Annotated in this window: 15 protein-coding genes; 5 read left to right on the top strand and 10 right to left on the bottom strand. The window is 67.1% G+C overall.

Annotated elements, in window-relative coordinates; genetic code table 11:
- The first annotated feature begins 21 nt into the window (after positions 1-21).
- Positions 22-483 carry a hypothetical protein gene (locus ACWF5H_RS02455; RefSeq protein ID WP_452034608.1) on the top strand — a complete coding sequence of 154 codons (462 nt, stop codon included), beginning with the start codon at positions 22-24 and terminating at the stop codon, positions 481-483.
- A gap of 17 nt (positions 484-500) precedes the next feature.
- Positions 501-1,304, top strand: a complete 804-nt coding sequence (locus ACWF5H_RS02460) for a hypothetical protein (protein WP_452034609.1) — start codon at positions 501-503, stop codon at positions 1,302-1,304.
- A 299-nt stretch (positions 1,305-1,603) separates the two neighbouring features.
- Here the strand turns inward: ACWF5H_RS02460 and ACWF5H_RS02465 are convergent, their stop codons facing one another.
- The 9 genes from ACWF5H_RS02465 to ACWF5H_RS02505 form a co-directional block, all read right to left on the bottom strand.
- A complete protein-coding gene (locus tag ACWF5H_RS02465) occupies positions 1,604-2,053 on the bottom strand; it encodes a hypothetical protein (RefSeq protein WP_452034611.1) in 450 nt (149 codons plus the stop codon).
- The gene (locus tag ACWF5H_RS02470; protein WP_452034613.1) at positions 2,046-3,065 is read right to left on the bottom strand and encodes a squalene cyclase; all 1,020 of its coding nucleotides are present in this window, start codon (positions 3,063-3,065) and stop codon (positions 2,046-2,048) included. Before ACWF5H_RS02470 ends, ACWF5H_RS02465 begins: the two co-directional genes overlap by 8 nt.
- Positions 3,066-3,211: 146 nt before the next feature.
- Positions 3,212-4,822: a benzoylformate decarboxylase gene (gene mdlC / locus ACWF5H_RS02475; RefSeq protein WP_452034614.1), complete on the bottom strand. Its 1,611-nt coding sequence runs from the start codon at positions 4,820-4,822 to the stop codon at positions 3,212-3,214.
- 34 nt (positions 4,823-4,856) lie between these two features.
- Entirely contained in the window at positions 4,857-5,897 is a 1,041-nt protein-coding gene (locus tag ACWF5H_RS02480) for a lactate/malate family dehydrogenase (RefSeq protein ID WP_452034616.1), read from the bottom strand.
- 224 nt (positions 5,898-6,121) lie between these two features.
- Positions 6,122-7,717 carry an MFS transporter gene (locus ACWF5H_RS02485; RefSeq protein ID WP_452034617.1) on the bottom strand — a complete coding sequence of 532 codons (1,596 nt, stop codon included), beginning with the start codon at positions 7,715-7,717 and terminating at the stop codon, positions 6,122-6,124.
- A 294-nt stretch (positions 7,718-8,011) separates the two neighbouring features.
- A complete protein-coding gene (locus ACWF5H_RS02490) occupies positions 8,012-8,710 on the bottom strand; it encodes a dienelactone hydrolase family protein (protein ID WP_452034619.1) in 699 nt (232 codons plus the stop codon).
- A 106-nt stretch (positions 8,711-8,816) separates the two neighbouring features.
- Positions 8,817-9,329, bottom strand: a complete 513-nt coding sequence (locus ACWF5H_RS02495) for a flavin reductase family protein (protein ID WP_452034621.1) — start codon at positions 9,327-9,329, stop codon at positions 8,817-8,819.
- Between the two features lie 9 nt (positions 9,330-9,338).
- Positions 9,339-10,661, bottom strand: a complete 1,323-nt coding sequence (locus tag ACWF5H_RS02500) for a flavin monoamine oxidase family protein (RefSeq protein ID WP_452034622.1) — start codon at positions 10,659-10,661, stop codon at positions 9,339-9,341.
- Positions 10,662-10,710: 49 nt separating this feature from the next.
- Positions 10,711-12,111 carry an LLM class flavin-dependent oxidoreductase gene (locus tag ACWF5H_RS02505; RefSeq protein ID WP_452034624.1) on the bottom strand — a complete coding sequence of 467 codons (1,401 nt, stop codon included), beginning with the start codon at positions 12,109-12,111 and terminating at the stop codon, positions 10,711-10,713.
- Between the two features lie 241 nt (positions 12,112-12,352).
- On the opposite strand from ACWF5H_RS02505, the gene ACWF5H_RS02510 reads away from it, so the two are divergent.
- The gene (locus ACWF5H_RS02510; RefSeq protein WP_452034625.1) at positions 12,353-13,141 is read left to right on the top strand and encodes an IclR family transcriptional regulator; all 789 of its coding nucleotides are present in this window, start codon (positions 12,353-12,355) and stop codon (positions 13,139-13,141) included.
- 13 nt (positions 13,142-13,154) lie between these two features.
- Here ACWF5H_RS02510 and ACWF5H_RS02515 read toward each other — a convergent pair whose 3' ends face one another.
- Positions 13,155-13,640: an SRPBCC family protein gene (locus ACWF5H_RS02515; RefSeq protein WP_452034627.1), complete on the bottom strand. Its 486-nt coding sequence runs from the start codon at positions 13,638-13,640 to the stop codon at positions 13,155-13,157.
- A gap of 255 nt (positions 13,641-13,895) precedes the next feature.
- Here ACWF5H_RS02515 and ACWF5H_RS02520 point away from each other — a divergent pair, with 255 nt between their 5' ends.
- Positions 13,896-15,356, top strand: coding sequence for a xanthine dehydrogenase small subunit (locus ACWF5H_RS02520; protein WP_452034628.1), 1,461 nt, complete (start codon positions 13,896-13,898; stop codon positions 15,354-15,356).
- A complete protein-coding gene (gene xdhB, locus ACWF5H_RS02525; RefSeq protein ID WP_452034629.1) occupies positions 15,353-17,728 on the top strand; it encodes a xanthine dehydrogenase molybdopterin binding subunit in 2,376 nt (791 codons plus the stop codon). The genes ACWF5H_RS02520 and xdhB overlap by 4 nt, the downstream gene beginning before the upstream one ends.
- Positions 17,729-17,730: the final 2 nt, after the last annotated feature.

Below are 17,730 nucleotides of genomic sequence, written 5' to 3' on the forward strand. Positions count from 1 at the left end.
CCACGAAGAAGGGCGAAGCGCGTGAGAAAGCACCCGGGGAACCACTTCTATGCGGTGGCCGTACTCGGGCTCCTTGGAATCGTCTCCGCCTGCGGTAGCGAAGGTGCTGCCGGCCAGGAGTTGCCGGAATTCGCGTCGCTGGATGACGCGTACCAGGCCGTCGACGCGGTGTTGGGCTGCGCGGCCGATGTGGGCGATCCGCCGACCAAGCACCCGCTGTCGGGTGGGCCAACTGGCGAAGCGGTGTTGTGTACAAAGACGGTTGAAGTTCTCTGGTTCGACAGCCAGGAAGCCTACGACAACGTGTACGCATTGTATGCGGCCGCGGCGGGCAACCCCGGCTCGGTTTACCTCGTGGAGGGCCAGAACTGGTTTGTTGCGGACGTGGCGGAAGTGGCAATCGGCGTTGAGGATCCGCAAAGGAATACGAAGCTGGAAGACCTCGCCGAGAATCTCGGCGCCAAGTACGCAGTGAAGCGATAGTACTCACAGACAGGGACATGATGCGCACACTGATCAAACTGACGGCCGGTGCCGCCGTACTCCTGGTGCTGGCAGGCTGCACCAGTGGAGCAAGGTCCGAGCCGTCGAATCCGGGAGCCTCGGCCGATTTGATCGACGCCCCCGCAGTCGATTCCGGGAACGGGGCCGTCCAATCTTCCAACAAGCAGCTACTGGCGGAGGAAGGCGGTTACAGGTTCTACTCCTTGGTGCCGCTGGCGGGCAGCTCCGAGAGCAGCGGCGGCGCCAGCCTGTGCGTGGTCATTCAGGAGGGGACGAGCGAAGCTGTTGGATGCGGCGACTCCGCCACCTCCTACGTAGGCTGGGGGGTTGACGGAACTTCCGGCTTTCTTGAAGCGAAGCTGGCCTTCAACGGCTATGAGGCAAGTAAGGACTTGGCCCAAGGCTGGCGCTACTTGCACCCCAACCTGTTGGTGCGCGGCCTGGATGATCCGCAGCCCCGGCTGGTTGCTCTCGAGGCTCCGGAAGAGCCGGCCGACACTTTGACCGGCGACGCCAAGCATCTCTTCGGTGTGAAGGCAGACAGCGCGCGGCTGCTGGTCAAGGACGACGATCACGCGTTCTACGCCGCCATACCGAACGCACCGGATAAGGGCGATATCTGTTTGGTGGTGGAGAACCTGGCCACCGACATACCATCTGCCAGCTGCGGTCGTGTTCCCAGCACGGAACTGAGCGCCGCTGGCGTGAAGGCGAAGCTCGTGGTCGATGACTACGACGCTAGCAACGAACTGGCTGGAGGCTGGCGCCAGCTGCACAAGAACCTGCTGGTGAGTCCCTGAGCAGCACTGTTGCCCACACCTCAATCCCGCTCGTACTCCGAGCTCAACGACAGGAGACAGGCATGGAATTTGCCATCATATTCGCCGTCCTTTGTGCGGCGTGCATCGCCTGGGTGGTTCTCGGTGCCCGCGCTGACCGCCGGTCGGGAAGGAGTAGGAGTTCCCGGGCTCCCGTGAACACGGACGCAGCAAGCACGGCAGGCTTTGGAGCCACGGCCTACGGTGGAGACGCCGGAGGCGGCGGTGGTGGCGGCGACTGCGGCTGAGGGTTGCCCGCAGTGCATCGTGATCGAAGGCGGCTAGTCGATGAAGGCTGCCTTCGAGCTGTACTCCTGATAGAGCCGGGCGGCATCGCCGAGCGGCAGTTCACCGTACTTCAAGGCGGTCAGCAGCCCGTCGAGCTGTGCGCTGGCCGATTCTGCCGTGGAGATCTGGTCGGCGCTGTTGCGCGAGTTGGCAAGGCTGGACGCTATGGCAGCGACGAGGGAGAGGAGCGAAGCCAGGATGCAGATGACCTGCCAGACGATGGCAGGGTTGGAGAGCGAGAAAACGCTGGCCACGGCTGCGTTGAAACTGTCCTGGCCGAACCCCGGTCCGGCCGTCAACGCGGCGACGACGGCGCTGGAGACGATGCTGACGGTGGTCAGCCGGTTGCGTCGGGGACGCGCGTGGCGGAGAAAGGCCCTGATGTCATCACGCCGCTGGTCGATTTGCCGAGTCAGGTCCTGGCGGTTCTGTGCGTCATCCATGATCTCCTCGTCCCTCGGCATCCCGTGATGCCGGCAGTTCACTGTGGTGGTCCCACCACGCCAAGATTCGGGTGCCGTAGAAGGTGAGCCATTTGGACGGTTCGCCGGGCGGCACATCGACCTCGAACCAGACGCGTCCGGGGTGGCGTCGTTCCTGCAGCCACGTCCCGTCGGGCCGGCGGGCGGAGCGGATCACTTCCACCGCATCGGCGAGCCTGGAGTCGGGTGCGCCGCCGTCGTTCAGATAGGAAGACCTGAAATAGTCCGCGGCGTGCAGCGCACTGTGGACAAACCGGAACGGGTAGGCGAAGTGGGTGGCCCACGGGCCGACGATTTCTCCGGTGGACTTGCGGTAGAGCAGGCGGCGTTCCAGCAGGTAGTTCTCGCCGGTGTGACGGGTGGCGCGAAGTTCGTCCGATCCGCCGGTGGCGGACTCGTAATACAGCAGCCCTTCCAGCGTGTTGAGGGTGGAATGGAACGAGGAGCGGATGGAACCCTCGACCCACTGGCAGTTCCAACCGCCGTCGGGCAGCTGATGCTCAACGAACCAGTTGGCAATTCCGCTGACATCGGCGCCGAGCCAGGCGCCGTTGGCGAGCGTGAACGCGTTGATGCAGCAGTCCACTTCGCCGTCCCAGTAGGGCAGGTTGTCATACTCCCAGCGGCTGTGGGCGGCGAGCCGTTCGGCGGTGCCGTCGAGTGCGGCCGCGTCGAGACCCCAATCGCGCAGCGTGTTCAGCGTCCAGGTGGTGGCCGTCCACGGCTGCCCGGCGTCGTCGGCGGCTTCCGGGCCATCGAAGTTGAAGTCGGCCGGGAAGTAAGCACCCCCGGCCCACTGGCCATCGGGGTCCTGATGCGCCAGCAGCTGCGCCCCGAAGCCCTCGGTTGCCACGCGGGCCCTGGTCGCCGTCCACTGCCGGGGCGGCGCGTGCGCGAGGTCCCGTTCGACCTGCCAGCGCAAGGCCGGGTCGGAGTCGAGCATCCAGTCGAGCGGCACCGTCTCGGGGTCCATGGGGAACAGAGTAGCGGCCGACCGGACCGAACAACACCGGCCGGGAGCCGCGGGCGGCAGGAACGGTGGGGAAACCACAAGGACGACGTCGGCACCCGGACGGGCACCGACGTCGTCCTCTCGAGCGCGCCGGGCGCTGTTCGGAATCAGCCGCCGACTACTTGCGCGTCGATCAGCACCGGGCCGGTGGCTTGCAGCGCCTTCTGGTAGGCCGCGTCGAACTCTTCGCGGGTGCTGGTGCGCTCGGCGGGCACCCCGTAGCCCTCGGCGATGGAGACGAAATCGATGCCGCCGAGCTTGAGGCCTGGCACGTCCGGCACACCCATCCGCTGGGCGAAGCCGGCGAGGGCGCCGTAGCTGGAGTTGTTGACGATGACGAACACAGTCCGGGTCTGCCGCTGGGCTGCGGTGTACAGCGCCGTGATGCCGTAGTTCGCGGAGCCGTCGCCCACGGTGGCCACGATGGTCTTTCCGGGAGCGCCGAGGGACATGCCGACCGCCACCGGCAGGCCGAAGCCCAGGCCGCCCGACGCCGGGAAGTTGTACATGCCCGGCCGGTCGAGGGCGATGCGCTCCAGGTAGTCCAGGTCCAGCGTGGTGGTCTCGTTGACGTAGGCGACCGTGTCATTGACGTGGGCGTTCAGCACTTCGAGAATTTCCGTGCCGGTCATGCCGTCCGGGGAGGTCTTGGCCGCCGGCAGCTCCCGGCTGCCGGGCTCGCCGCGCCGCTGGCCCCGGTCCTTCACGCCTTGGGCCAGCGCCTTCGCCGCGCCTGCCACATCGGCGACGACGGACCGGCCGAACGGCGCGCGGGTCGCCTCGCGGGGGTCTTGGGTCAGCTGGATGACCTGGGTCCCGGCCTCCAGGTAGTTGCTCGGCTCCCAGCGGTGATAGCGGAAGACGGCGGCACCGAGAACCAGGACCACGTCGTGGCCGGCGAGGCGGTCGCGCACGGACTGGATGCCCGGGACGATGACGCCTTCAAAGTTCGGGTGGGTGGTGGGGAAGGGGCCGCGCGAGGGCGACGGGGCGACGAAGACGGAGGCATCCGTTTTCTCCGCCAGCGCCACGACGGCATCGAACACGCTGGGATCATCGACGGCGGCGGCGTCCACCTGCGGGCCGACGACAAGCGCGAGCCTTTTCGCGCCGTCGACTGCCGCGATGAGTTCCTGCGCTAAGGCATCGGTGAGGCCGCCGGCGGTGACCATCGACCGCTCGGTGAGCAGGACGTCGTCGTCGAGGGCTGATTCCGCCCAGTCATCGAGCGGGACCGAGACGTAGACCGGCCCGCGCGGCTGGGCGGAGGTCTCGAACACGGCCTGGGAGAGCGTGCGCGGAACGTCCGCGGCGGCCAGCGGTTCGTGCGAGTACTTGACCAGCGGGGCCGGCAGGATCGAGGCGTCGGCACTGGCCAGCATCGTCTCCTGGCCCACGGTGCGGCGGACCTGCTGTCCGGCCAAGATGACCATCGGGATGTGTCCGTAGTGCGCGTTGGTCAGTGCGCCCATGGCGTTGCCCGACCCGGAGGCGGCGTGCAGGTTCACCAGCGCGGGCCTGCCGGTGGCGCGGGCGTAGCCCTCGGCCATCCCCACCACCACCTGCTCGTGTAGTCCCAGGATGAAGTCGAATTCATCGGTCAGGCCGGCGAGGAACGGGAGTTCGTTGGACCCGGGGTTGCCGAAGATGGTGGTCATGCCGTGCGCACGGAACACATCCAAGGTCGTCTCCAGTACCGTCTTCTTTGTGCTGGCCACTGGTATGCCTTCCTAGTCTTTTTGTTGTTTGCAATTACTGCGTTGGTTGGCCGGGGCGGCCCGGCTCTTGTGAGAGTTCTTGCGAATAATCTTGCGTCAGGTTGAGGGCGGCTGCCTCCCGCACGGACGCCGCGGCTTTGACGAGGGCCGCCTGCTCCTCGGCGGAGCCCTGCCACTCGGTCAGCTTGGCCCTTCCGGAGCTCATCGTTACCGGCAGGGCGATGAAGGCTTCAGCGAGGCCTTGAGCTCCAGCGGTCCACGCGGCTGCGGGAAAGGTTTCGCCGCGGGCCATCATGCCGATCATGCGGACCACACCGAGTGGGGTGGTCCAGCCTGAACTCCGGCCTGGTTCCAGCGCAGACCAGCGCTGGAACCAGCCATCGATATCCTCGCGGATGTGTTCCTGCTGGGTAGCGGACAGGGCTACCGGTGCCCCGTCAACCAGCAGGGAACTGAAGCATGGCACCTGTCCATTGCCATGCTCGCCCAGGACCTGGGCGCGGATCCGATGCGGTTCTATTCCGAGTTCCCTGGCTACCGCGGCTTGGAACCGCACAGAGTCGTTGATGCTGTAGCCCAGTATCCGGTCCGGGCTGATGGCGGTGATCCGGTGCAGGCAATCGGCCAGGACGTCGACCGGGTTGGACAGCAACAGGACTACGCCGTCCTCGCCCGAGAGCTTCTCAATTGTGGGGGCCAGCAACCTGAGCAACCGCAGATTCGCGGCCAAGAAGTCGCGCCGGTCCCCGCCAGGCACCTCCGGGGCCGACGCGGCCACGATGACCACGTCAACTTCGTCAAAGGAGTCGGCAGCGGCTGGATTAACAACGCTCAGTTGCGGTGCCCCGACACCGGCCAGGACCTGGGCCTCGGAGATGTCGATGGCATGGGCGCGCGCGACGTTCTCTTTGACGTCGACCAACTGGATCGTGCTGCCGACACCTGCCAGTGCGAGTTGGTACACCACGCCCGACCCGATGAGTCCGGCAGCACCGATCACGGCGATGCTGCGGGGCCACGGCTGACCTTCGGCCGCGCTTTGCCCGGCACCCGGCGGATTGGTCTCAGCTTTCACAGGCTCTTCTTCCCGTTGAGGAGGAACTGATCGATCCAAGGAACTGATCGTCAATACCCAGGGTCTTGTGCAGCATACCCACGTCCGAGCCTGGGTTGCAGCCAGCCGCCGTTTTCTGACAGGGCGATCCCGGCGCAAGCTGCTGCCGGATCTCAAGGGGAGCGTAGAGGAGATCATCCGGCGCCCGGTGCTCAGGGCGGCCTGTCGCACCCTCGCGCGGAGGCTCAGCCCAGGAGTGTGCCTTCCCCCGCGCCGGAGCGCTTGGAATCGGGGAGCTTCACCATGCGGAAGGAGTTGGCCAGGCCGGCGAGGCCGGCGAGTATCGGGATGAAGAGCGCGATTTGCAGTGCGATGGGCCGGGCATCCGTGTTGATGCGGATGATCTCGTCCTGAACGTCCTCCGGTTGGCCGGCGAGGAGTTCCTCGAGTTGCGTGTTGCTCAGTACTTGGGCATCATCTTCCAGCACCTGCGCGACCTGCTGCTGTTCGTCGGGCGCGAGTACCGTGCTCGACGTCGCCATGCTGGTGAAGATGATCGAGAGCGACGCCAGCATGATCGCGCCGGCAAAGGCGAGACCGAATGACAGGCCGAACGATCCCGCGGCGGAGTTCACACCCGCGGCCTCGCTGACCCGCTCGTCCGAAATCGGGGACAAGGTGTAATCGTTGAGCTGGGAAACCAGCAGTCCCAGACCGCATCCCGCGATCACCAGTGGGAGCAGGAGCCACCAACCGGAGTCCGCGCGCGGCACCAGGGGCACGAGCACCAACAGGCCCACTGTCAGGATCAGGAAGCCCCACCTGATGAGGCCGGCTGGGCGTCGCGTCGCAGCCTTTTTTCCTGCGAGCATGGCGATCGCGAACATGGTCAGCGAGAGCGGGGCGATCGACAACCCTGCCTGCAGGGCATTGTATTCGAGCACCATCTGGAGGTAGATCGGCAGCACGATCATCGTGCCGCCCAGGGCGATCTGCTGGAGCATTTGGCCGGTGGCACCAAAACGAAAGGCCTTCGATTGGAACAGGTTCGGGTCCAGCAGCGTCGGCTTGTCGCGGCGCTTGCGCCGCACGAGCCAGTAGACCAGGCCGCCCAGCGCGACAGCACCGACGGCAATGATTGCGCCCACTGCTTCGCCGCCTTCCTGCCAGACCAGGATGCCGAGCACTATTCCGCCCATTCCTACGAAGGAAAGAATGGATCCGATGACGTCGAACTCCCGCGGCCCCGTGTACGGAACGTCGCGGACGAGTTTGATGCCGGATAGAACGATCGCGATGATCAGAACTTCGAGCAGGAAGGCAACACGCCATGAGAGGAACGTGGTGATGAAGCCGCCGAGCAGGGGCCCGACGGCCGCGGCGATCGCAGCCGAGGCTCCGACCAAGGCATAGGTCCGTTTCTGGGCCGCTCCCTCGAAATTGCCATGGATGAGGGACTGCATGGACGGAAGAAGGAGCGAAGCCCCCAGCCCGCCGATGAGCGCCCAGAAGATGATGATCACGAGCAGGCTCTGGGCCAGCGTCATCGCCACCGCGCCGATGGCATAGCAAGCGAGCCCGATCACGTAGGCGCGCTTGCGCCCGAACAGGTCGCCCATCTTGCCGCCGATGAGGATGAACGCGGCGGAAACGAGCGCTTCCAGTGCAATCGCCGACTGGAGGCCGCTGACCGTCGTGTCAATGTCCCTCACCACTGCAGAGATTGAGACGTTCATGATCGAGGTGTCGACGACGAGCACGAACATCGCCATGGCCAGCAACAGAGCCAGCCGGCCGTTGAACGGCTCCGCTCGCGTGCCACCACCGGTCGGCGCGCTCATCGGTGGCCGCCTGGGCGGCCCGCGGGTTTCAGACTAGTGGCGGACATGTCGCCTCCTCTGGCGTCGCCCCTAGCGGTAGCCGCCAGGGTGCGCGCTGTCCTGCACGAGCACATGAAACCATAACCGGCCGGAAAGCGAAAGGCCTGTGGTGCGGAGTCCTGTCTCAGCAGACGGCATCCGGGCGACGGCACCTGCGCGGACCCGCCGGAACATGGCCGGTCCCGGACTAGTCCGGAGGAAGCGAAGGCACGACGTCGGTGCCGCACCGACGTCGTACCTTTTGGACTGTAGAGGCTACTTCACCTTGTCCTTGAGGAACTCCACCGCGCGGCTCCAAGCCAGCTTGGCCGCCTCGGGCCGGTAGTTGCCCTGCGGATTTTCGTCGTTGTGGAAGGCATGCGGGGCGTCGTAGAAGTAGTAGTTCACTTCCGTGCCGGATTCGCGGCGGATCTGCTCCTCTTGTGCCTTGGCCTTCTCCACCGGGTAGGACGTGTCCTGCTCGCCGTAATGGCCCTGGATGGCGGCGCGGACACCTTCGTAGGACTTGGGGACGGCCTGGCCCACGCCGTAGAACGGCACGGCGGCGCTGATCCGTTCGCCCTGCTGCGCGGCCAGTGCGAGGACAAAACCGCCGCCCATGCAGAAGCCGATGGCGCCCACGGTGGAACTGGTGACGGCCTCGTGGGCCAGCAGGTAGTCCACGGCTCCGGCCAGCAGGCGCGCGCCTTCGGCCTCGGGCAGCTTGGACATCATCTGCGCCGCTTCCTTGCCGTCGTGGGCTATGCGGCCGCCGAACAGGTCCGGAGCCAGCGCTACGAAGCCCTCGGCCGCCAGCCGGTCGGCGACGTCTCGGATGTGGTCCACCAGGCCCCACCACTCCTGGATGACAATCACGCCGGGGCCGGATCCGGACTCCGGCAGGGACAGATAGCCGTGGGCCTCGCCGCCTGCGGACTCGAAGGTGACATTCTGAAAGGTCGGGTTTTCCGCCAAAGTCCTACTCCTGATCGCTCGGGGTATACGGCATCAGTCTAGGGACAGGCACCGGAGTTGTCTCGCGGCGGACCCCGGTGCCTCAAGCGAAGACCTTGGTCCAGCGTCAGGCTGCGGTGCTTTCGCGGAAGCCGCCGAGCCGGCCGCCGTGGAAGACCAGGGGGTCGCCGTCGTCGGCCGTCATCTCCAGCACTTTGGCAATGATCAGGACGTGGTCGCCGCCGTCGAGCTCCTGCTGGATGGTGCAGTCGATCCAGCCCAGGGAGCCGGCGATGTGCGGGGTGCCGTATGCGGAGTGTTTCCACTCGATGGCCGCAAACTTGTCCTCGGCCTTGCCCGCGAGAGCTTTGCAGACCGGCTGCTGTCCGTCGGCGAGCAGGTTGACGCTGAACATGACCGAGCGGCGGATCTTCGGCCAACTGGTGGACGTGCGGGCGATGCTGAAGGTGACCAGCGCCGGGTCCAGCGAGAGCGCCTGGAATGTTCCCACGATCAGGCCGCAGGGTCTGCCGGTGGCCGGATCGGCGGCGCAGATCGCCGCGACGCCGGTGGGGAAGCGGCGCATGACGGCGCGGTATTGATCGGGCTGGATTGCCGGGGTGACGGCCGCGAGGCTCATGGCTCTTCCTTAGGTCGTGGGGGTGAGTTCTGCGGTGGCTGTGGTGATGCTGGCCTGGACCTCCCGCGCGGCGCGCAGGCCACTTTCGATGGCGCCGTCGATGAAGCCGGCCCAGATGTTGGCGTAGTCGCTGCTGGCGAAGTAGAGCACGCCGGTGTTTTGCTGCTGAGCGGTGAGGTACCGGGTCAGCTGGCCCGGCTGCTGGATCAGCCACGTTTCCTGCGAGTACCGATCCGCCATCCAGTCGTGGCCGGTGGTCTCCAGCACCTCCAGGTCATTGCGCCAGACCTGAAGCGCGCTGCGGACGGCCTGGATGTCGTTCACGTCGATCCGTGTGGCATCGGCGCCGAACGCGACCAGCACGGCGTCGGTATCGCTGACGAATTCCGTGCGCACCACCGAGAGCGGGTGGTGCTGGGAGGAGTAGGCGAAGAACGGCTTGATCGGGCCGCGGACCCGGATCCAGGCTTTGACTCCCTGCGACGCTGTTTTCTCAATGCTCGGACGGATCTTTCCCTCCGGCAGCGCGGGTGCGACGTCGAGCTGGTGCAGGGTGTTCTGCGGGACCGTGAGGACCACGCGGGATGCGGAGATGGTGCGTCCTGCGCCGTAGCTGACCACGGCGGACTCGGCGTCGTGCTCAATGGAGGAGACGGGGGAGTCAAGCCGGATAGCGGCCCCCGAGTCGCGGGCGACGGCGTCGACCAGGCTGCGGGTGCCGCCCGCGAGCCGGAAGATGGCCGAGGCCTCGTGCATCAGATGCCAGGAGCCGGCCGTCGCAGCCGTCCAGCGGAGGGCGTTGGTGTAGGCGCATCTTTCCAGCGGGGCGTTGAAGTGACCGACCCAGGCCGCTTCGTTGGCATTGCGCTCGTCCACGGACAAGTCCAGTTTGTCGAGCATCTCCTGCAGGTTGAACTGGTCGACGTCCTCGATCCCGGGCGCCGCGAGGGGCATGTCCGGGCGGGGGATCCACTTCATGGTGTCTTCGAGCAGGCGGGTCATGCCCGGGTCGATGAGCTCCATGAAGTCCTCGAGGTTGCCGCGGCGCACCTGCCGGCCGGCCAACCAGAAGGTCTCCTCGGAGCGGGGGCCGCGCGTCACTTCCAATCCGTAGCGGGTGACCTCGGCCCAGGAATGCGGCTGCGTCCAGTGCAGCCAGGTGCCTCCCATCTCCAGGTCGTGGCCGAGCCGGTGGTCGGTCCAGGTGCGGCCGCCGATCCGGTCCCGGGCCTCCAAGACGACGACGTTCAGGCCCTGGCGCGTCAGCTCGCGGGCCGTGATCAGTCCGGCGAATCCGGCGCCGACAACGACCACATCGGTTGTTTCAGTCATGTGGAGTTTCTCCTGCTTCGTGGGTTCGTCTGGTCGTGTCTGGGCTGGTTTAGGAAGCGATGGCGACGGCGGCCGCGCGATGCCTGGTGGCCGGATGTCCCGGCAGGGTGTACTGATGCCCGGGGCCGTACAGCTTTTCGCGCAGGGTCAGCTGCGCGTCGGTGGTCTCGGGGGCTGCTGCGGCGAGTCCTTGGCGGCGCAGTTCGGGCAGGGCATGCTCGATGAACCGCTGCCAGCTGTCGGGCTTGGTGGTGTAGCTGAGATTGATGCCGTCCACGTCCGCCTGGTCTCGCCAGCGCCTGAGCTCGGCGGCGACAGCGCCGGGCGAGCCCACGATGGTGCTTCCGGTGCCGCCGATCCCGAGGAACTCGGCGACGGCGCGCGGCGTCCACTCACGGTCCGGATCCGCCTTGGAGAACATATCCACGATCGACTGCACGCCGCGGGTCTTGACGTGCTGCAGCGGCGCGTCCAGATCGGCGGCTGACAGGTCGATGCCGGTCCAGCCGGCGAACCGGGCCAGCGCGCCCTCGAGGCTGACGTTGGAGCTGGCTTGCTGGTGCAGGGCCTGGGCCTCTGCATCGGTGGGCGCGACGACGACCGTCAGCAGGACCACCACCTTGATGTCGTAGGGATCGCGGCCGTTTTCGACGGCGGCCTGCCGGATCTTCTCGACGCCGCGGCGGGCCTGCTCCACCGAGACCGCGTTGATGAATACGGCCTCGGCGTGGCGCCCGGCGAAGGCCATTCCGCGCGGGGAAGAGCCTGCCTGGAACAGCACGGGAGTTCTTTGCGGGGAAGGTTCGCACAGATGCATGCCCGGGACGGAGAAGTACTTGCCGCTGTGCTGGATGGGGTGGACGCGGGCCGGATCGACGAAGGTGGCACCCTTTGCGTCGCGCACGACGGCGCCGGGCTCCCAGGACTGCTCCCACAGCTTGTACAGGACCTCCATGTACTCTTCGGCCAACTCGTAGCGCTCGTCGTGTTCAAGTTGCTGCGACATCCCCAGATTGCGGGCCGCGGACTCCGAATACGAAGTGACGATATTCCAGCCCACGCGGCCGCCGGTCAGGTGGTCCAGCGTGCTGAAGCGCCGCGCCATCAAGTACGGCGGCTCGTAGGTCAGCGAGGACGTGACGCCGAAGGTGAGCCTCTCGGTCACGGCCGCCATCCCGCTGATCAGCAGCATCGGATCGTTGATGGGGAACTGGGCGGCATCGCGCAGCGCCGCGTCCGGCCGGCCGTCGTACACGTCGTGGTAGCCGATGGTGTCGGCGAGGAAGATCCCGTCGAACCCGGCGGCTTCAAGCATCCGGGCGAGGTCCTTCCAGTACGCCAAGTCCTTGTAGCGGTGGCCCTGGTCCGCCTCGTGGCGCCACGAGCCCGCAGTGAGGTGGGCCGGGGAGTTGGTATCGAAGGCGAAGAGGCTCAGGGGCTGGTCTTTCATGGCAGCGACACTTCCTTGCACCGTTGAAAAGAGGAGGCTGTATGTTCAATTTCTGAACGTGACGTTCAATTTAGCGACGCGTGACGGTAGTGTCAATGGTGATCCGCTTTGCCGGAGGCAGGGGTGAGCGGTGATTCGAACGCAACGTTCAAGGATCGGGCGGGGGCGGCGGCCTGTTTGCGACATAGGGTGGTAACGACCGTCACAACACGGCCCGCACGGCCGAGAGGAATGCCTGACCATGCCGGAAACAGAATCGAACGCCGAAAGCGTTGACGCGCCGGACCTCACCAACAAGTCCGTGGTCAAGGCGATGACGCTGTTGCGCGAGCTGGGCCGACACCCCCAGGGAATCACCGTCACCGAACTCGCCCAGAACGTCGGCCTGACCCGCCCCACGGCGTTCCGGCTGCTGTTGAGCATGGAGCAGGTCGGGTTCGTCGACCGGTCCGACAACAACTACACCCTCGGCTGGGAAATGGCGCGGCTCGGCCGGCTGGCCGACCCGACGGCCGGCGTGGGTGCGAAGGTGCAGCCGATCCTTGAACGGTTCGCCCAGGAGATCAACGAAACCGTCACGTTCGCTCTGAACAAGAGCGCCACGGAGTATGACCTCATCGCCGAGGCCTCTGCGTCGAGGATTCTCAGCGTTTCGCAGCTGTATGTGCACCGCCAATACCCGCTGTATGCGAGTGCGACAGGGAAAATTTTGCTAGCCGATCTGGACGACGAGAAGATCATCCAGCTGCTGCCCGAAACGCTGACTCCGATCACCCGGCAGACCATCACCGACCGCGGTGTCCTGCTGCAGGAGATCCACGAAGTCCGGCGGAACGGGTACTCCGTGCTCGACAACGAACTCGAGGAGGGCCTGTTTGCCGTGGCCGTCGCCGTCCGGGATGCCGACGGATTCCTCCTCGGCGGACTCACCGCGACAGGGCCGGACCAGCGGATGAAGTCCGGCCGCCTGCCCAGCATCGTGGAGCACCTGCACACTACCGCCGAGAAAATCGCCAAGGCCCTCGGCTAGCCCGGCGGCAGGGCTACTGTGTGCCGGTCCCTTGCTCGACGTGGGCGGCTAGGTTCGCCAACGACGAGGCCAGCCCGGCTTCATGATCGGCGACGGAGATGCCCGGCGGCACATTGGTGGCGGCAACACTCACCAAGGTGCCCGACGGTTGCGCCTGCAGCTCCCACGTCATGGTCATCGTTCCGGCGAAGCCGGCGTCGTCGGACGTGAATCTGACCTGCTGCACGATTTTCTCGTACGGGACCAGGTCGACGAATTCGACGTTGGTGACGTCAGTCGTCTCGGAGGTTTTGCCGTGGCCGGAGGCGTCCAGGTAGGTGAGGACCATGCGGAAACCGCCGCCGACCCCCGGCGTGAAGTGCTCCACGCGGGCCACCATGCCCTCCGGCGGCAGCCACCTTTCGAGGCTGTTCGGGTCGGTCAGCGCGCGGTAGACCGTTGCCGGCGGCGCGTCGATCTGCAGGCTGCCCCGGTCCACCCTTTGAGCGTTCTCGTCCATGGTCCTGCCTTTGCACGGTAATGGTCTTCGGGGCTGTGATTGGCTCCGACGGTAGCAGCCGCGTCCCCCATCTGCCACGGAACGGAACTCGGCGAACCCGCCGGAGCAGGCGATCGCCGTCGTGCCCTGAATTGGGTTTCAGGGCAACCATTCCAATGCAGGTCGTGACGTTTTATCATGGGCAGTTACGGCGACGAGCCGACCGGGGACTGCTGAGATCCAGCCCGTGTTCCGACGGCGGAGGGGCGTGAGGCAATGGAGCCGCATGAGGTGAAGGTCAACGGTGTGCCGCGGGTGTTGGCCGCCGGTCCGCAGGTCAGCTTGCTTGACTGGCTGCGCGGCCAGGGCCTGACTGGGGCCAAGGAGGGCTGCGCCGAAGGGGAATGCGGCGCCTGCGCCGTGCTGGTGGCGCGCGCCGACGGGCCGGACCGCACCCGCTGGACCGCGGTCAACTCCTGCCTGCCGGCGGCGCTGGCGTTCGACGGCGGGGAAGTCATCACCTCCGAAGGGCTCGGACAGGCTCCGGGAGCCTGCAGCACCGAGGAGCTCCACCCGGTGCAGCGCGAAATGGCGGACCGCGGGGGCTCCCAATGCGGCTACTGCACGCCCGGCTTCGTCTGCGCCATGGCGGCCGAGTACTACCGTCCGGACCGGCGGCCCGCCGCTGCCGGCGAACCGGCGCCGGACCATGGACCCAACGGTTTCGACCTGCACGCGCTGAGCGGAAACCTGTGCCGCTGCACCGGCTACCGGCCCATCCGCGACGCCGCCTACGCGCTCGCTGCGCCGGCCGACGGGGATCCGCTGGCCGTCCGGAGGGAGGCGCCAGCGCCGGCCGTCCGGCTGACGCGGTTCGTTTCCGAAGGCGCGGAATTCCTCCGTCCCGGGACGCTGCAGGAACTCCTTGACCGGTGGGAGCAGGATCCCGACGCCGTCCTGGTGGCCGGAGCCACCGACGTCGGGGTGGAGCGCAACCTGCGGCACAGCCGCCCGCGGTTGGTGCTGGCCATAGACCGGCTGCAGGAGCTTCGCGGTCTCAACATGGGAGCCGACTACGTGGACATCGGGGCTGCCCTCACGCTCACCGAAGTGGAGCAGGGACTGGGCGGGCGGGTGCCGCTGCTGAGCAAACTTTTCCCGCAGTTCGCTTCCCGGCTGATCCGGAACAGTGCCACGCTCGGGGGGAACCTCGGGACCGGATCGCCCATCGGCGACGCCGCGCCGGTCCTGCTCGCCCTCGACGCCACCTTGCTGCTGACCTCAAAACGCGGCGATCGGTCGGTGGCGCTCGCCGACTACTTCACCGGCTACCGCCAGACCGTGCGGGAACCGGACGAGATCATCCGCGCCGTCCGGGTGCCGCTGCCGCAGGCTTCGAGCACCGCCTTCCACAAGGTGGCCAAGCGGCGCTATGACGATATCTCCTCCGTGGCGGTCGCCTTCGCGGCCCGGTTCGACGGCGCCGTGCTGACCGATGTGAAGATTGGGCTGGGCGGCGTTGCCGCGACCCCGCTGCGGGCCAGGGCCACCGAGGACGCGCTGACCGGCACGGAACTGACCGCGGAGAGCGCGGCGGAAGCCGCCGGCATCATGGCCGGCGAAGGCACGCCGATGGATGACCACCGGGCCAGCGCCCGCTACCGCACCGCGATGCTGGAGCAGGCGATGCTGCGCTTCTACGCCGAGAGCGCGCCGGAGCTGGAGGTGATCCGGTGACCTCGCTTGCCGACCGGCCCGACAATCCCGCTGTTGGCCAGCCGGTGTCGCACGAAAGCGCGGCGCTGCACGTGACCGGAACGGCCCTGTACACGGACGATCTGGTCGGGCGGATGCGCGGATGCCTGCATGCATGGCCCGTGCAGGCACCCCACGCCCACGCTTACGTGACCGCGCTGCGCACCAAGCCGGCGTCGGCCATCCCTGGCGTGGTCAGGGTCCTCACAGCCGATGACGTTCCCGGCGTCAACGACGCCGGCGCCAAGGACGACGAACCGCTCTTCCCGCACGAGGTGATGTATTACGGCCACGCCGTGTGCTGGGTGCTGGGTGAAACCGCCGAGGCCGCGCGGCTGGGGGCGGAGGCCGTGGAGGTGGACTACGAGGAGCTGCCGTCGCTGCTGACCCTCACCGAGGCCATCGACGCGGCCAGCTACCAGGGAAACCAGCCCGTGGTGGCCCGCGGCGACGCCGAGGCCGGGCTGAAGCACGCGCCACGCCGGTTCAGCGGCACGTTCGAGTTCGGCGGCCAAGAGCACTTTTACCTGGAGACCCACGCCTCGCTGGCCCATGTTGACGAGTCCGGGCAGGTCTTCGTCCAGTCCTCCACCCAGCACCCCTCGGAGACCCAGGAGATCGTCGCCCACGTGCTGGGCCTGTCCAACAGCGAGGTCACCGTCCAGTGCCTGCGGATGGGCGGCGGGTTCGGCGGCAAGGAGATGCAGCCGCATGGGCTGGCCGCCGTCGCCGCGCTCGGCGCCGTGCTCACCGGGCGGCCGGTCCGACTGCGCCTGAATCGCACCCAGGACATCACCCTGACCGGCAAGCGGCATCCGATGCACGCGCGCTGGGAAGTGGGCTTCGACGACGACGGACTCCTCCTCGCGCTGCGCGCCACCATCACGTCCGACGGCGGGTGGAGCCTGGATCTGTCCGAGCCGGTCCTGGCCCGCGCGCTCTGCCACATCGACAACGCCTACTTTATCCCCGACGTCGAGGTCCAGGGCCGGATCGCCAAGACCAACAAAACCTCGCAGACGGCGTTCCGCGGATTCGGCGGGCCGCAGGGCATGCTGGTCATCGAGGACATCCTGGGCCGGTGCGCTCCCGCACTGGGCATCGAACCGGCCGAGCTGCGGCGCCGCAACTTGTACGCGCCTGGCCAGAGCACCCCGTACGGCCAGCCGGTCCGGCACGCCGAACGGCTGCACGACATCTGGTCCCAGCTGTCAGTGCGGGCGGACGTCGAGCGGCGCCGGGAAGCGGTGGAGCAGTTCAACGCCACCCACGAGCACACCAAACGCGGGCTGGCGATGACGCCGGTGAAGTTCGGCATCTCCTTCAACTTCACCGCCTTCAACCAGGCCGGGGCGCTGGTCCACGTCTACAAGGACGGCTCGGTGCTGGTCAACCACGGCGGCACGGAGATGGGCCAAGGCCTGCACACCAAAATGCGCCAAGTGGCCGCCACCGCCCTGGGCGTGCCGCTGGACTTCGTGCGGCTGGCCCCGACGCGTACGGACAAGGTGCCCAACACCTCCGCCACGGCAGCGAGTTCGGGCGCCGATCTCAACGGTGGGGCAGTGAAGCACGCTTGCGAGCAGATCCGCGAGCAACTGGCCGAAGTCGCCGCCCGCAAGCTCAACACCCAGCCCTACAACGTGCGCTTCGTCGACGGCCGCGTCACCGGTCTGGGCTCAACCGAGAGCCTGTCCTTTGCCGAACTGGCGCACACGGCCTACTTCCAGCGCACGCCGCTCTTCGCAGCCGGTTTCTACCGGACCGAGGGCATCCATTGGGACGCCGCCACCATGCAGGGGGAGCCCTTCAAGTACTTCTCCTACGGCGCCGCAGTCTCCGAGGTGGAGGTGGACGGCTTCACCGGGGCCTACCGGTTCCTGCGCACCGACATTGTGCACGACGTCGGCGACAGCCTGTCCCCGCTGATCGACCAGGGCCAGATCGAAGGCGCTTTCGTCCAAGGAGCCGGCTGGCTGACCTTGGAGGAACTGCGCTGGGACACGAGCGCGGGGCCCGGCCGGGGCCGGCTGGCCACGCAGGCAGCCAGTACCTACAAGATCCCCAGCTTCTCCGAGATGCCCGAGGAGTTCAACGTCCACCTGTATGAACGGGCCACCGAAAGCGGTGTGGTGTACGGGTCCAAGGCAGTGGGGGAGCCACCGTTGATGCTTGCCTTCAGCGTGCGCGAAGCCCTGCGCGCCGCCGCTGCTGCCTTCGGGCCGGCGGGCCGTCCGCTCGAGCTGCCCAGCCCGGCGACGCCGGAAGCTGTCTTTTGGGCTGTGCAGGAGGCCCGGGCCGCCGCCGGGCGCGCAGTACCCGCGACGACGCCGGCCGCATCGGGAGCGGGCTGACG

The sequence above is a fragment of the Arthrobacter sp. NPDC055138 genome (assembly GCF_053607305.1).